This window comes from Rhizobacter sp. AJA081-3, assembly GCF_017795745.1.
Taxonomy (GTDB): Bacteria; Pseudomonadota; Gammaproteobacteria; order Burkholderiales; family Burkholderiaceae_C; genus Piscinibacter.
The window spans coordinates 3,508,678-3,522,636 of the sequence record NZ_CP059067.1 but is presented as its reverse complement, the minus strand read 5'-3'; the positions used below and the strand labels follow the sequence as shown (position 1 = coordinate 3,522,636).

Sequence of the window (13,959 nt, the reverse complement as noted above, 5' to 3'; positions counted from 1 at the left end):
AAGGACGCGGCGCGGGCCGCCGCGCACGATGGAGCCCTGTTCAATCACGGGCCCACCGGCCCCCGAGGCTCTCACCATGAAACCCTGGATCAAACGTGCCCTGATCGGCGTCTTCGGCGCTTCCGTTCTCTTCGGCGGCCTGGCGGCCTGCTCGCACCGCGGCTCGTATTCCCACGGCTGGCAGGCCATGGGCGAGGAAGACGCCGCCAAGACGAAGGCGAAGATCGTCGAACGTGTCGGCAGCAAGCTCGACCTCGACGAAGCCCAGAAGGCCAAGCTCGGCGTGCTGGCCGACAAGCTGCGCGAGCAGCGCAATGCGCTGGTCGGCACCACCACCGACCCGCGTGCCGAGATGGCCTCGCTGGTGGCCGGCCCCACCTTCGACCGCGCCAAGGCGAAGAGCCTGGTCGAGGCGAAGACCGGCGCGATCTCCAGCAAGAGCCCCGAGGTGATCACCGCGATGGCCGACTTCTACGACAGCCTCAAGCCCGAGCAGCAGGCCAAGGTGCGCGACTTCATGGCCAAGCGGGGCCACCATGGCTGGCGCGGCTGAGGGAGGCGTCGCGCTGATGCTCGCGGGCATCGGCTGGGCCATGTGGGCGGCCTGGCAACTGCGCCGGGCCGGCGCGCCGGTCCGCCCGGGCGCGGCGGCCGGCGTGCTCGTCGAGGAGGGGCCGTACCGCTTCGGCCGCAACCCGATGTCCCTGGGGCTCACGGTCGCGCTGCTCGGCGCGGCCGTGGCGTTCGGCTCCTTCGTCGCCGCCGTGGCCGCGTTCGCCTACGCGGCCTACATGCACCTCGTGCGCATCCCGCGCGAGGAGGCGCAACTGCGCGGCACCTTCGGCGGTTGGTACAGTGACTACACGGCCACGGTGCGCCGATGGCTCTGACGCATGCCCCGACTCCTGTTGATCGACGACGACGAACAGCTCGGGCCGCCGCTGGCGGCCTACTTCAAGCGCTTCGAGTTCGAGCTGGTGCACGCCACCCGGCCCAGCGCCGGGCTGGCGCTGCTGCGTGAGGGCGGCTTCGACGCGGCCATCCTCGACGTCATGCTGCCCGAGATGGACGGCTTCGAGCTGTGCCGCACGATCCGCAAGGACAGCAGCCTGCCCATCGTCATGCTCACCGCGCGCGGCGACGTGATGGACCGCGTGGTCGGGCTCGAACTCGGAGCCGACGACTACCTGCCCAAGCCCTTCGAGCCGCGCGAGCTGCTCGCGCGCATCCAGACCGTGTTGCGCCGCGTCGCTCCGGCGCCGGCCGCGGCGCGCCAGCTGCGCTTCGAGGGCCTGCTGGTCGACCTGGACCGCCACGCCGTGCAGCGCCAGGGCGAGGCGGTCGAGCTCACCGGCACCGAGTTCGAGCTGCTCGCCATGCTGGCTGCCGCGCCGGGCAAGGTGTTCAGCCGCGACGACATCCTCGAGAAGCTGCGCGGCCGTTCGGCCGAGGACATCCACTCGCGCGCCGTCGACATCCTCGTCAGCCGGCTGCGCCGCAAGCTCGAGCCGCTGGACTGCATCCACACGCTGCGCAACGCCGGCTACCGATTCGCCGGGGTGCGCGCGTGACGGCCGCGCCACCGGCCACCGGGCTGCGCGCGCGCTGGCACGCCGCGCACCAGCGCTGGCACGCCACGCGGCACCGCTGGCGCCACTCGCTGAAGTGGCGCCTGGTCACCATGTTCCTGCTGCTCGCGCTGGCCACCACCGGCGTGTTCCTGTTCGGCATGCAGCGGGTGCTGCAGGGCGGCTGGCAGGGTTACGCCAAGCCGATGGTGGCGGACTACGTCGACCGGCTCGCCGCCGAGATCGGCTCGCCGCCCGACGAGGCTCGCGCGCAGGGGCTGGTGGCACGCCTGCCGATCTCGGTGCGCATCGACGGCCCGCAGCTGCACTACGACTCGCACCCTGGTCGCGCTGTGCACCGGCGCTGGAACGGCGATGGCGAACGCGACATCGGCGCCGAAGGCTGGGGCCTGGTGCGGCAGACGGCCGACGGCCACCGCATCGTCTTCGGCCTGGCCGGGCCTGTGCCGAGCGACCGGCCGCGCGCGTTCGGCTGGCTCACGCTGGCCGGGCTGCTGCTGCTCACGGTGATCGCCTACGCGCGAGTGCGCAGCCTGCTGAGGCCGCTGGACGACATCGGTGCCGGCGTGGCGCGTTTCGGTGCGGGCGACTTCACGCAGCCGATCGAGAAGACGCGGCGCGACGAGCTCGGCGAGCTGGCCGAGCGCATCAACCTCATGGCGCACAGCTTGCACGGCATGCTCGACGCCAAGCGCGCGCTGCTGCTGGCCATCAGCCACGAGCTGCGCAGCCCGTTGACGCGGGCCCGCGTGAACGCCGAGCTGGTGGACGAGGGCGAACACCGCGACGCGCTGCTGCGCGACCTGGGCGAGATGCGCGACCTGATCACCGACCTGCTGGAGAGCGAGCGCCTGGCCACCGGCCACGCCGCGCTGCAGACCGAGCGCGTGGACCTCGGGGCGCTGGCGCGCGAGCTGCTGGCCACGCAGTTCGCGCAGTCGGCGGTCTCGCTGCGCATCGACGAAACGCTGGAGCCTGTGCAGGCCGACCCGACGCGGGTGCGCCTGCTCCTGCGCAACCTGATCGACAACGCCTTGCGCCACAGCGCAGGTGCCGCGTTGCCGCCGCAACTCGAGCTGGCACGCGAGGCCGACGGCCAGCTGCGCGTGAGCGTGCGCGACCACGGCCCCGGTGTCAGCGACGAGCAGCTGGCGCGCCTGGCCGAGCCTTTCTACCGCGCCGACAGCGCGCGCCAGCGCAGCACCGGTGGCGTGGGCCTGGGCCTGTATCTGTGCCGGCTGGTGGCTCAGGCGCATGGCGGCACGCTGAGCCTGCGCAACGCGCAGCCGGGGCTGGAGGTCAGCGCGCGCTGGCCGATCGAGCCGGGGCGCGGGTAGTTCCGAGCTGCGCTCGCAGCCGGGTTGGCGCTCTTGCCAGTGCCGGAGCGCTCGGCGATCATGGACGTGTCCGACCTGCGCCACTGTGCGTTCGCTGCCACGATGAAGTCCTGGGAAGCCGCCGAAGCCTTCACGACGCTCTTCGAGCGAATGCCACACGGCATCGTGCTGATGAACCCACAGCGCCGCATCGCCGCTGTCAACCGAGCCTTCACCAGCATGTTCGGGTATGAAGCCGGCGAGGTCATTGGCCGCGACCCGAGCTTTCTGTACGCCGATCAGGCCGACTTCGCCAACATCGGCACGCAGCGCTTCGAGCAGGCGCGCGAGGGGCACTCGGCGATCTTCGAGGTGCGCTACCGGCGCAAGGATGGCAGCACGTTCTGGGCCGAGTCGACGGGAGTGCGTGTCGATGCGACCGATGGCACGCCAGTGGGTGTCGTCGGGCTTCACCTGGACATCACCGCGCGCCGCGAAGCCGAGGAGCAACTTCGCCGTTCGCAAGCCGGTCTGGAAGTGCTCGTCCAGCAGAGGACTGCCGAACTCGCGGATGCGAATTCGAGGCTGGCGACGCGGGCCGAGCTTGCTGACCAAGCGAGCCAGTCCAAGAGTGCCTTTCTGGCCAACATGAGCCACGAGATCCGCACGCCGATGAACGCCATCATTGGCCTCACGCACCTGCTCTTGCGCGACACCCGCGATGCGCAGCAGCGAGACCGGCTGGAAAAGATCGACGGCGCTGCCAAGCACCTTCTGCACATCATCAACGACATCCTCGACCTGTCCAAGATCGAGGCCGGCAAGATGGTGCTCGCCGAATCCGACTTCTCGCTCGACGAGGTGCTGACCAGCGCGTTCCAGATGGTCAGTGGCATGGCAAACGACAAAGGGCTGGAACTGGTCCTTGACGCCGACCACCTGCCTTCGTATCTGCATGGCGATGCCACCCGGTTGTCGCAGGCCCTGATCAACCTGCTGGCCAATGCCGTGAAGTTCACCGACAGTGGCTGGGTGCGGCTGCACGGCTTGCTGTTGGAAGAGGACGCCCGCGGCTTCCGGGTGCGTTTCGAGGTGCAGGACACCGGGCCGGGCATCGACGCGGCACGCCAGGCCGAACTGTTTGCGCCTTTCCAGCAGGTGGACAGTTCTGCATCGCGTCGCCACGGCGGTACGGGCCTGGGGCTCGCGCTGACCCGCCATATCGCGAGCCTCATGGGCGGCGAGTCGGGCGTGCAAAGCGAGCCCGGACGAGGCAGCACCTTCTGGTTCACGGCACATCTGGGTCGTGCTGCCGAGGCCAGCGACCGCGCTGCCCCCATTCCGCTGGCAGGACTGCGCGCCATGGTGGTCGACGACCTGCCCGAGGCGCGCGCCGCGATGGTGGACCGGCTCGTGATGCTGGGCATGCAGGTCGAAGCTCAAGCCGGCGGCACCCAGGCGCTCGAGCGACTTCTTGCCGAAGCCGCTGCGGCCCGGCCGTACGACGTGGTCCTGGTCGACTGGAAGATGCCGCAGCTCGATGGCATCGAGACCCTGCGTTCGATGCGCGCGCTGCTTGGCCACGGCATGCCGCCCAGCATTCTCGTCACTGCCTTCAACGAGCCGCAGGTGCAACAGCTGGCTCGAGCCGTCGGCTGCGATGCCGTGTTGATCAAGCCCATCACGCCTTCGGCGATGCACGATGCGCTCGTGCGCGTGCTGCGGCCTCAGGCCTTCGCGGCGGTGGCAGGCGAGCCGGACAGTGGCAGCGAGGCGGCATTGCAGCGGCTGCAGTCCCTGCACGCCGGGCAGAAGGTCTTGCTGGCCGAGGACAACCCGGTCAACCGCGAAGTGGCGGAAGAGCTCCTGCGCAGCGCCGGCCTCGTGGTCGAGGTGGCCGAAGACGGCGAGCGGGCCGTCGCCCTCGCGCTTTCCCGACCGTACGACATCGTTCTCATGGACGTGCAGATGCCCGTTTGCGACGGGCTCGAAGCGACGCGCCGCATCCGGCGGCGGGCCGGCCCAGGCACCGCGATCGTTGCGATGACGGCGAACGCCTTCGGCGAGGACCGCGAAGCTTGCCTGGCTGCGGGGATGAACGACCACGTGGCCAAGCCCGTGGATCCGCGCCATCTGTACGCGACGCTGCTGCGCTGGCTGCCCATGCCGGGTGGGCAGGCTGTGCTGGCCGGAGCCGGCCCCGCCTCGACGGATGCCTCGCTGCAGGCGCGCCTGGTCGACATACCGGGCTTCAACCTGGATCGGGCCCTTCGGAACGTGGGCGGCAACCCGGCGACGCTCGAGCGCGTCCTGCGCTGCTTTGCCGAACACTACCGAAGCGGCGACCGCAGCCTGACAGCGGCCCTGGCTACGCACGACCGCACGATGTGGCGCCAGGCCGCGCATTCGCTGGTGGGCGCCTGCGGCGCCATCGGCGCCTTGCGTCTGACCGAACTGGCAGCACAACTGATGGTCGATCTGGACGCCAGTGTCGAGATCGAGTCGCTGCGGCCACGAGGCCAGTCGCTCGATCGGGAGTTGCTGGAGCTGGTTCGCCTGCTCTCGGCCGCGCTGGGGCCCGCCGCACGATCAGCCGGCGGCTGAGCGTCACTCGACGGCGACGAATCCGGTGGCCTGCACGATCTGGCCCCAGCGGGCTCGCTCGCGTTGCAGGCGATCCGCGAAGTCACTCGGCCCTTCCGGCGCGGCCTCGAAGCCCCGATTGAGCAAGGCGGTTTTCAGGGCCGGTGCCTGCATGGACTTGAGCAGGGCGGCGCTCAGTCTGGCGCCGACGTCGACTGGCAGCCCGCTCGGCGCGTGGACGCCGAGCCCGTCCTCGACGATCAGCTCACGATAGCCAAGTTCATTGAAGCTGGGCGTGTTCGGCAAGACCGCCACGCGGCGTGGCGCCGTCGTGGCCAGGACACGGATCCTGCCAGCGGCCAGCAACCCCAGGCCGTCGGCAACCGACCCGAAGAACGCCGGCAGGTGTCCGCCTGCCAGATCCTGGATGCCCGGCGCGCCGCCCTGGTAGTGGATCGGTGTCAGGGAAAGCCCCGCTGCGCGGCCGAACATCATGCCGGCGAAGTGCGGCGTTGCTCCGGGTGCGGACGTGCCATAGATCCAGCGGCTCGCATTGGCCCTGGCCCAGTCGATGTAGTCGGCGACGGTCGCAACCCCTGCAGGAACCATCGGGCCGATGAACATGGCCAGCGGCAGACTCACGAGTCTGGCAATGGGCTTGAAGTCGCTGACGGGCTCGTACCGAAGCGACTTGAAGATGTGCGGGTACAGAAACATGGTCGCGTCGGGCGCCAGCAGGACGATGCTGCCGTCGGCCGCAGCGGTGCGCACGTGTTCGAGGGCAACGCGAGAGCCGGCGCCCGGCATGTTCTCTACCACCACGCCAATGCCGAGGAGGGTGCGCAACTGTTCGCCCAGCAAGCGGGCGACAACGTCCGCACCCCCACCGGCGGGAAAGCCGGTGACGATTCTCAGGGCACCCCTGGGTGGGGCGGCCTTCGCTGCAGCCAAGAGGGCTCCCATGGCCGAAGCTGCCAAGACCCGACGCCGACGCAGGCCGTGCGTCCCAGAAGTGTCGACCATGCGTCGAGTTTGCCACGCCGCTGCGGTCTTCCCCTTCTGCAGCCAGCTGGGCAAACGCGCCGAAGCGCCGCGCCTGGCGGAAGCGGTGAGATTCGAACTCACGGGCCCTTGCGAGCCGCCGGTTTTCAAGACCGGTGCAATCGACCACTCTGCCACGCTTCCAGTGGCGCCGATTGTATCGGCCGGGGTGTGCGCAAGACTCAACCGGGCCGCTGCGCCTGATCGCACTCGACCTGCATCACCTCGCGCCGGCCGCCGTCCACGCGCACGGCGGTGAGCCGGCCGCCCCACACGCAGCCGGTGTCCAGCGAGAGCAGGTCGGGCCGCTCGATCAAGCCCAGCGTCGACCAGTGGCCGAAGGCGATCGGCACGCCTTCGGTGCGCCGCCCCGGCACCTCGAACCAGGGCCGATAGCCCTCGGGCGCGCCGCCGGCGCTGTCCTTGGTCTTCAGTTCGAGCCGGCCCTGCGCATCGGTGAAGCGGATGCGCGTGAGCACGTTGATGATGAAACGCAGCCGCTCGTCGCCGCGCAGCTTCGGGTTCCAGCGCAGCGGCTCGTCGGCATACATCACGTGCAGGAAGTCGTCGAGCGCTTCGCTGCGCAGCATCGCCTCCACCTCGGCGGCGCGCGCCAGCGTCTCGGCCAGGTCCCACTGCGGCACGACGCCGGCGTGCACGCACAGCCAGCCTTCCTCGACCACCGCCATGCGCTGGCCGCGCAGCCAGGCCAGCCAGTGTTCGCGCTCGGGCGACTCCAGCACCTCGGCGATCGTGTCGCTGCGGTGCGCCTTGCGGCCGCCGCAGGCCACGGCGAGCAGGTGCAGGTCGTGGTTGCCGAGCAGGCAGGTGGCGGCGTCGCCCAGGCTGCGCAGGCGGCGCAGCGTGGCCAGCGACCGCGGCCCGCGGTTGACCAGGTCGCCCAGCACAGTGAGGCGGTCGCGCGAGGGCGAGAAGCCGATGTGCGCGAGCAGGCGCTCGAAGGCATCGCAACAGCCCTGCAGGTCTCCGACGAGGTAATGCATCGCGCGATTCTGCTACGCTCCCGCTCCTCGCCCTGTCGCGCGCCCTGCATGGACGTTGCCCTACTCGTCTTCCTGATCCTGCTCAACGCCCTGTTCGCCATGTCGGAGATGGCGTTGACCGCCAGCCGCAAGGCGCGGCTGCAGGTGATGGTCGAGACCGGTGATGCCGGCGCCAAGTGCGCCATGGAGCTGCACGACGACCCGACCAAGTTCCTGTCGGTGGTGCAGATCGGCATCACCTCGATCGGCGTGCTCAACGGCATCGTCGGCGACGCCGCCTTCTCGGCGCCGTTCGCGAAGTGGCTGCACGAGACCTTCGAGATCCACGACCGCGCCGCCGACATCACCGCCACCGCGATGGTGGTGGTGGTCATCACCTTCCTGACCATCATCTTCGGCGAGCTGGTGCCCAAGCGGCTGGGCCAGATGTACCCGGAGTCGGTGGCGCGCCTGGTGTCGCGGCCGATGGAGTGGCTGTCGATCGGCACGCGGCCCTTCGTCAAGCTGCTGTCCTTCTTCACCGAGGGCACGCTGCGCCTGATGGGCATCCGCGGCGGGCCCGACCGCAGCGTCACGGAAGAGGAGATCGCTGCCAGCCTCGTCGAGGGCGTGGACGCCGGCGTGATCGAGGAGCAGGAGCACCAGATGGTGCGCAACGTGTTCCGCCTCGACGACCGGCAGGTGGGCTCGATGATGATTCCGCGCGCCGAGATCGTCTGGATCGACGTGGCCGCCACGCGCGACGAGCTGCTCGCGCTGATCGGCGATGCTGAACATTCGCGCTACCCGGTATGCCGCGGCGGGCTGGAGGACGTGCAGGGCGTGATCACCGCGCAGCGGCTGCTGCAGCAGAGCATGCAGGGCCTGGAGCTGTCGCTGGCCGACGGCCTGGAGCCGCCGGTGTTCGTGCCCGAGACGCTCTCGGGCATGGAGCTGCTCGAGCACTTCAAGGCCTCGGCCACGCAGCTCGTCTTCGTGGTCGACGAGTACGGCGAGGTGCAGGGCATGATCACCGTGCTCGACGTGCTGGAGGCGATCACCGGCGAGTTCACCACGCCGACGTCGGAAGACTCCTGGGCGGTGCGGCGCGACGACGGCAGCTGGCTGTTCGACGGCCTGATCCCGGTGCCCGAGCTGAAGGACCGGCTCGAGCTGAAGGAGCTACCCGAGGAAGACCGCGGCCGCTACAACACACTGGCCGGCATGATCATGCTGCTGCTCGGCCGCCTGCCTGCCACCGCCGACTCGGTCGAGTGGGAGGGCTGGCGCTTCGAGGTGGTCGATCTCGACGGCAAGCGTGTCGACAAGGTGCTGGTCAGCGCGCTCGAGCCGCGGCCTGAAGAGACCGAAGGAAACGGCGCGTGATCCACTCGGCGCTGTACCGCGCGCCGGAACTGCTCGACCCGCAACGCCACGGTGCGCTGAGGATCTCGGCGCTGCAGGACTGGTCGATCACGCGTCACATGCATGCGGTGTACCTCGCCGCCACCGAGCTGCCCGAAGCGGCACTGGAATTCCCGGTGCTGTTCGTGCACTCGGGCGAGCGCGACGCGGCGGGCCGCGCCACCGTGTCGCCGATCGCGCTGCTCGGCCTCGCGCAGGGCGAGAACCTGTATGTCGACGGCACCCGCTGGCTGGCGCGCTACGTGCCGGCCTTCATCCGCCGCTACCCCTTCCTGACCGGCCGCAGCGCCGACGATGCCGCGCCGGGCGTGATGATCGACACCGCCTGGAGCGGCCTGTCGCCGACCGTGGGCGAGGCGCTCTTCGATGCGCAGGGCTGGCCGGCACCGGCGCTGCAGCAGCGCCTGGCGCTGCTCGAGCGCTTCGAGGCCGAGGCGCTGCGCACGCGGCAGTTCTGCGCGCAGCTGGTCGCATTGGATCTGCTGCGGCCGATGCAGGCCGATGCCACGCTGCCCGACGGGCAGAAGCTCACCGTCGAGGGCTTCAAGCTCATCGACGAAGAGAAGCTGCGCGCATTGCCCGATCCGGCGGTCCTGGAACTGCACCGCAACGGCATGCTGATGCTGATGAATCTGCACATCGCCTCGCTGGCGAACATGCCGGCGCTGATCGAGCGCAAGGCGCGGCGCGAACTGAAACGACGAGGAGCTTCCGATGGACCGCAGTGACGACTTCGAGCGCGGCGTGTTGAACCGCCGCGCGGTGCTGGGCGACGAGTGGGTCGACCAGTCGCTGGGCGGCACGACGCAGTTCAATGCCGACTTCCAGGACCTGGTGACGCGCCATGCCTGGCTCGACATCTGGGGCCGCCCGGGGCTGGATGTGGTGACGCGCCGCCTGCTCGTGCTGGGCATGACGATGGCCGCGGCGCGCTGGGAGGAGTTCGAGCTGCACTGTAAGGCCACCGTGCGCGCCGGCGTGCCGCTGGAGAAGATCCGCGAGACGCTGATGCAGGGCGCCATCTACTGCGGCGTGCCGGCGGCCAACACGGCGTTCAAGATCACCTCGAAGATCCTGCGCGACGAGGGCCTGCTGCCGCCGCCGGCGCCGCTGACGGCCGGCGTGCGCGCGGCGATCCACCACACCTTCAGCACGCCGCAGCTCAAGGTGGCGCTGCAGGGCCAGGGCACGCCGGTGGTGCTGAGCCACGCACTCGGCGCCGACCTGCACCTGTGGGACGAGCTGGCTGCCGCCCTGGGCGAGCAGCACGAGGTGCTGCGCTACGACCACCGCGGCCACGGTGGCTCGGCGGTGCCGGCGGGGCCGTACGCGCAGGACGACCTGGTCGACGACGCGGCGCGCCTGATCCTCGAATGGGGCCGCGGGCCGGTGGTCTTCATCGGCCTGTCGATGGGCGGCATGGTGGGGCAGGGCCTCGCCGTTCGCCACCCGGAGCTGCTGAGCGGCCTGGTCATTGCCAACAGCAGCGCGCGCTACCCCGCCGAGGCGCGCGCGATGTGGGATCAGCGCATCGCTGCCATCGAGCAGGGTGGCCTGGCCACGATTGCCGAGGGCACCATGGAGCGCTGGTTCACGCCGGGCTTCCGCGCCGCGCAGCCCGAGGTGGTCGAGCGCACGCGGCAGGTGCTGCTGCGCACGCCGGCGGCCGGCTACATCGCCTGTGGCCGCGCCGTGCAGTCGGTCGACTGGCTCGATCGCCTGGCCGCCGTGCGCGCGCCCACGCTGGTGATCGCCGGCGCGCAGGACGCCGGCGCACCGCCGGCGATGTCTGAAGCCATGGCCGCCCGCATCGCCGGCGCGCAGCTCACGGTGCTGGACAGCGCGCACATCAGCGTGCTCGAGCAGCCGCAGGCCTTCCTGGATGCGGTGCGCGGCTTCATCGGAGCGCGCTGCCCATGAGGCGCACCGGCCGCCACCTGCTCAACGTGTTCGTCACCGGCGCGCTGGCCGCGCTGCCGCTGGCGGCCACGATCCTCATCTTCGTGTGGGGCGCCCGACTGGTGGTCGAGTACATCGGCCCGCAGAGCCTGGTGGGCGGGATGCTGGTGCGCATCGGCCTGGGCATTACCGGCTCCGAGGTGGTCGGCTACGCCATCGGCGTGCTCGCGGTGATGTTGGCGATCTTCCTGCTCGGCCTGCTGGTGCAGACGCGGATGCGCGCGGCGCTGGGGGCGGTCACCGACAGCATCGTGCAGCGCATTCCGGTGGTGCGCAGCGTCTACGACATGGTGAAGAAGTTCGTCGAGCTGTTCGGCCAGCGTGACGAGTCGAAGCTGAAGTCGATGAGCGCCGTCTGGCTGCATTTCGGCGGCGTGGGCGGCGTGGCGGCGCTGGGCCTGCTGTCCACGCCGGAGCCGGTGCGCCTGGGCGACCGGGACTACCTGGCGGTACTGGTGCCCACCGCGCCGGTGCCCATCGGCGGCGGCTTGCTCTACGTGCCGGTCGACTGGGTGACTCCGGCCGACGTGGGCATGGAAGGGCTGACCAGCATCTACGTCTCGATGGGCATCACCTCGCACCAGCACATCGGCGCCAAGAAATGACGGGCTGAGCCTCAAGTCCGGCACGGCTTCGCCCGATACCGTGCCATGGACCTCTGCCCATGCCGCCCCGCCGTGGCCGCTCCCTTCGGGGGGTGGCGATGAGCCGCTGGCGCCGCCGCGTCGGCTTCGCGCTGGGCTCGATCAAGCTGCGCGTCATGCTCTCGGCGGTCGCGGCAATGGCGCTGGGCGTGTTGCTCACCGCGGTGATGCTGGTACGCCAGGCCGAACGCGACACGCTGGCCAACCAGCGCGACCGCGAACTGGCGGAGGTGGTCAACACCGCCTCGCAACTGTCGCAGCGGGTGGTCGAGCGCCAGCGTGCCCTGCGTGCCAGCGCGGGCCAGTTCGACGCGGCCATGCTCGTGGACAACGCCCGCCTGCAGAACCTGCTGGACAACAAGCCGCTGCTGCGCGGCCTGTTCACCGAGGTGTTCATCACCTCGGCCGATGGAAGCATTCGCGCCTACGCTGACAGCCAGGGCGTGCGCGTGCCGAACCTCGACGTGTCCGACCGCGACTATTTCCGGCGCACCGTTCAGGAACGCCGGCCGCTGATCTCTGAGCCGCTGACCAGCCGGATCTCGGCCGCCCCGGTGATCGTGTTCACGCATCCGCTGATGGACGCCTCCGGCGCGGTGTTCGGCGTGCTGGCCGGCACGCTGCAGCTGGCCGAGCACGGGCTGCTCGAGGACGGCGCCAACACCGGTGACGGCGACCCGACGGCGCTCACGCTGGTCACCGATTCGCGCGGGCGGATGCTGTCGCACCCGCCCGGCCGCGTGCCGCTGCAGTCGCTGGCGAGCGAGCCGCGCATGGCCGAAGCCTTCGCGCACTGGCTGGCCAGCGGCGGCTCGGTCGAGCCGGGTGGGCTGACACTGCCGCAGCCGGGCGAACTGGTCAGTGCGGCGGGTGTGGCCGGGCCGGACTGGATGGTCTGGCACTCGATGCCCGAGCGAGAGCTGCTCGCGCCGCTGCACGCTGCGCGGCGGCAGGCGCTGGGCTGGGCTGCCGCCCTGGTGGCGCTTCTGTCGCTGGCCATGCTGGGCATGATCTGGTGGCTGCTGCGGCCGCTGGCCCAGCTCGCCCACCGCGCGCAGCACCTGTTCGACGGCACCCAGGAAGTGCACGAAGGCTGGCCGCGTGCCAGCGGCGAGATCGAACGGCTGTCGCGCGTGCTGCGCCACGTCGGCGCCGAGCGCGCGCAGCTGGAGTCGTTCAACGCGCAGGTGCTGAAGAAGCTCTCGTCGGTGATGAACGCTGCGCCCACCGGCATCGCCTTCACGCGTTCCAACAGATTCGAGCTGGTCAGCGCCGAGCTGTGCCGCCTGTTCGGGCGTTCCGAACAGGAGCTGCTGGGCCAGCCCACGCAGATCGTGTACGCCTCCAACGAGGACTTCTTCGCGCTCGGGCCTCAGGCGGTCGAGGCCTTCCGCGCCGGCCGTGCCTATGTCGGCGAATGGCAGATGCTGCGTGCCGATGGCAGCAGCTTCTGGGCCGAACTGCGTGGCCGCCCGGTGGACGAGACGGACCACGGCGCCGGCACGATCTGGTCGGTCGTCGACATCACCGAGCAGGTGGCCGCCCGCGAGCAGCTGGAGTGGTCGGCCACGCACGATGCGCTGACCGGCCTGTCCAACCGCAAGGTGCTCGCGCATCGCCTGGCGCGCGTGCTGGAGTCGCGGCCGCGCTCGCTGCCGGCCGAGGTGGTGATGATCGACCTCGACCACTTCAAGCCGATCAACGATCGCGCCGGCCACGCCGCCGGTGACGCCATGCTCAAGGCCGTGGCCGCGGCCATTGCGGCACGGGTGCGCGCCAGCGACCTGGTGGTGCGCCTGGGCGGCGACGAGTTCGCGCTGCTGCTGGAGCGATGCACGCACGAGACGGCACTGCGCATTGCCGAGAACGTGCGCCGCGCCATCACCGAGATCGAACTGCCCTGGGATCGCCACACGCTGCGTGTCGGCGCGAGCCTGGGTGTGGCCTCGCTGAGCGCCGAGACGCTCAGTGTCGAGGACTGGTTGGCGCAGGCCGATGCAGCCTGCTACGCCGCCAAGGCGGCCGGGCGTGGCGCGGTGCAGGCGCACCGCCCCATGTTGCGCGTGGTGGCGGGCGATTCAACCGTGGCCTGAGCGCTGCCTCTGGAGGCTGCTTGCGGCCCGTTGCAGACATTCACGAAGGTCCGCAATGATGGGCGCGCGGGCAGGCGGTCCGGGTATGCGCTCTCCGGCCCACGCTCGCGGGCGACCACCGAGACTCGCCTCGCATGCCTCCTCAACACCAACTTCGTCCTGCCACCGCCTGGGCGACCGCGAATGGGGCCTGCGATCGCACACCCGAACCACCTGCCCCACAAGCACTGAGGCCCTCATGACGGCAGGCCACCGCTGATGCCGGCAGGGCGGCGGTGGTGCCCGCGGGCGCAGGCCCCATTCGCGGTTGCCCTGGCGAGGGCATG

General features: G+C 70.4%; 12 protein-coding genes and 1 tRNA gene. 10 read left to right on the top strand and 3 right to left on the bottom strand.

The window, feature by feature from the left end; all coding sequences use genetic code 11:
- The first annotated feature begins 76 nt into the window (after positions 1-76).
- From HZ992_RS16890 to HZ992_RS16870, 5 genes are read left to right on the top strand one after another with little or no spacing between them, the layout of a single operon-like run.
- Positions 77-553 (top strand): Spy/CpxP family protein refolding chaperone, encoded by a 477-nt coding sequence (locus HZ992_RS16890; RefSeq protein WP_209382992.1) that lies wholly within the window; start codon positions 77-79, stop codon positions 551-553.
- Positions 537-890, top strand: coding sequence for a methyltransferase family protein (locus HZ992_RS16885; protein WP_209382991.1), 354 nt, complete (start codon positions 537-539; stop codon positions 888-890). Before HZ992_RS16890 ends, HZ992_RS16885 begins: the two co-directional genes overlap by 17 nt.
- A 3-nt stretch (positions 891-893) precedes the next feature.
- Entirely contained in the window at positions 894-1,571 is a 678-nt protein-coding gene (locus HZ992_RS16880) for a response regulator transcription factor (RefSeq protein ID WP_209382990.1), read from the top strand.
- Positions 1,568-2,926 (top strand): sensor histidine kinase, encoded by a 1,359-nt coding sequence (locus HZ992_RS16875; protein ID WP_245213074.1) that lies wholly within the window; start codon positions 1,568-1,570, stop codon positions 2,924-2,926. Before HZ992_RS16880 ends, HZ992_RS16875 begins: the two co-directional genes overlap by 4 nt.
- A gap of 60 nt (positions 2,927-2,986) precedes the next feature.
- Positions 2,987-5,509, top strand: a complete 2,523-nt coding sequence (locus tag HZ992_RS16870) for a PAS domain-containing hybrid sensor histidine kinase/response regulator (protein WP_209382989.1) — start codon at positions 2,987-2,989, stop codon at positions 5,507-5,509.
- Positions 5,510-5,512: 3 nt separating this feature from the next.
- Here HZ992_RS16870 and HZ992_RS16865 read toward each other — a convergent pair whose 3' ends face one another.
- The 3 genes from HZ992_RS16865 to HZ992_RS16855 form a co-directional block, all read right to left on the bottom strand.
- Entirely contained in the window at positions 5,513-6,439 is a 927-nt protein-coding gene (locus tag HZ992_RS16865; protein ID WP_209382988.1) for a tripartite tricarboxylate transporter substrate-binding protein, read from the bottom strand.
- A gap of 146 nt (positions 6,440-6,585) precedes the next feature.
- Positions 6,586-6,673 (bottom strand) — tRNA-Ser (locus tag HZ992_RS16860).
- 38 nt (positions 6,674-6,711) lie between these two features.
- Positions 6,712-7,533, bottom strand: coding sequence for a symmetrical bis(5'-nucleosyl)-tetraphosphatase (locus tag HZ992_RS16855; protein WP_209382987.1), 822 nt, complete (start codon positions 7,531-7,533; stop codon positions 6,712-6,714).
- A 48-nt stretch (positions 7,534-7,581) separates the two neighbouring features.
- Here HZ992_RS16855 and HZ992_RS16850 point away from each other — a divergent pair, with 48 nt between their 5' ends.
- From HZ992_RS16850 to HZ992_RS16830, 5 genes are all read left to right on the top strand, one after another.
- On the top strand, positions 7,582-8,898 hold the full coding sequence (locus tag HZ992_RS16850; protein ID WP_209382986.1) for a hemolysin family protein: 1,317 nt from the start codon (positions 7,582-7,584) through the stop codon (positions 8,896-8,898).
- Positions 8,895-9,665 carry a SapC family protein gene (locus tag HZ992_RS16845; RefSeq protein WP_209382985.1) on the top strand — a complete coding sequence of 257 codons (771 nt, stop codon included), beginning with the start codon at positions 8,895-8,897 and terminating at the stop codon, positions 9,663-9,665. Before HZ992_RS16850 ends, HZ992_RS16845 begins: the two co-directional genes overlap by 4 nt.
- Entirely contained in the window at positions 9,652-10,857 is a 1,206-nt protein-coding gene (gene pcaD, locus HZ992_RS16840) for a bifunctional 4-carboxymuconolactone decarboxylase/3-oxoadipate enol-lactonase PcaCD (protein ID WP_209382984.1), read from the top strand. Before HZ992_RS16845 ends, pcaD begins: the two co-directional genes overlap by 14 nt.
- Positions 10,854-11,501, top strand: coding sequence for a DUF502 domain-containing protein (locus tag HZ992_RS16835; RefSeq protein ID WP_209382983.1), 648 nt, complete (start codon positions 10,854-10,856; stop codon positions 11,499-11,501). Before pcaD ends, HZ992_RS16835 begins: the two co-directional genes overlap by 4 nt.
- A 98-nt stretch (positions 11,502-11,599) precedes the next feature.
- The gene (locus HZ992_RS16830; RefSeq protein WP_209382982.1) at positions 11,600-13,633 is read left to right on the top strand and encodes a sensor domain-containing diguanylate cyclase; all 2,034 of its coding nucleotides are present in this window, start codon (positions 11,600-11,602) and stop codon (positions 13,631-13,633) included.
- The last annotated feature ends 326 nt before the right edge of the window (positions 13,634-13,959 follow it).

What these genes read in the sequence shown, in the direction of transcription:
- HZ992_RS16890 (WP_209382992.1), top strand. Translation starts at nt 77, where the DNA reads ATGAAACCCTGGATCAAACGTGCCCTGATCGGCGTCTTCGGCGCTTCC.
- HZ992_RS16885 (WP_209382991.1), top strand. Translation starts at nt 537, where the DNA reads ATGGCTGGCGCGGCTGAGGGAGGCGTCGCGCTGATGCTCGCGGGCATC.
- HZ992_RS16880 (WP_209382990.1), top strand. Translation starts at nt 894, where the DNA reads ATGCCCCGACTCCTGTTGATCGACGACGACGAACAGCTCGGGCCGCCG.
- HZ992_RS16870 (WP_209382989.1), top strand. Translation starts at nt 2,987, where the DNA reads ATGGACGTGTCCGACCTGCGCCACTGTGCGTTCGCTGCCACGATGAAG.
- HZ992_RS16855 (WP_209382987.1), bottom strand. Translation starts at nt 7,533, where the DNA reads ATGCATTACCTCGTCGGAGACCTGCAGGGCTGTTGCGATGCCTTCGAG.
- HZ992_RS16850 (WP_209382986.1), top strand. Translation starts at nt 7,582, where the DNA reads ATGGACGTTGCCCTACTCGTCTTCCTGATCCTGCTCAACGCCCTGTTC.
- pcaD (WP_209382984.1), top strand. Translation starts at nt 9,652, where the DNA reads ATGGACCGCAGTGACGACTTCGAGCGCGGCGTGTTGAACCGCCGCGCG.
- HZ992_RS16835 (WP_209382983.1), top strand. Translation starts at nt 10,854, where the DNA reads ATGAGGCGCACCGGCCGCCACCTGCTCAACGTGTTCGTCACCGGCGCG.
- HZ992_RS16830 (WP_209382982.1), top strand. Translation starts at nt 11,600, where the DNA reads ATGAGCCGCTGGCGCCGCCGCGTCGGCTTCGCGCTGGGCTCGATCAAG.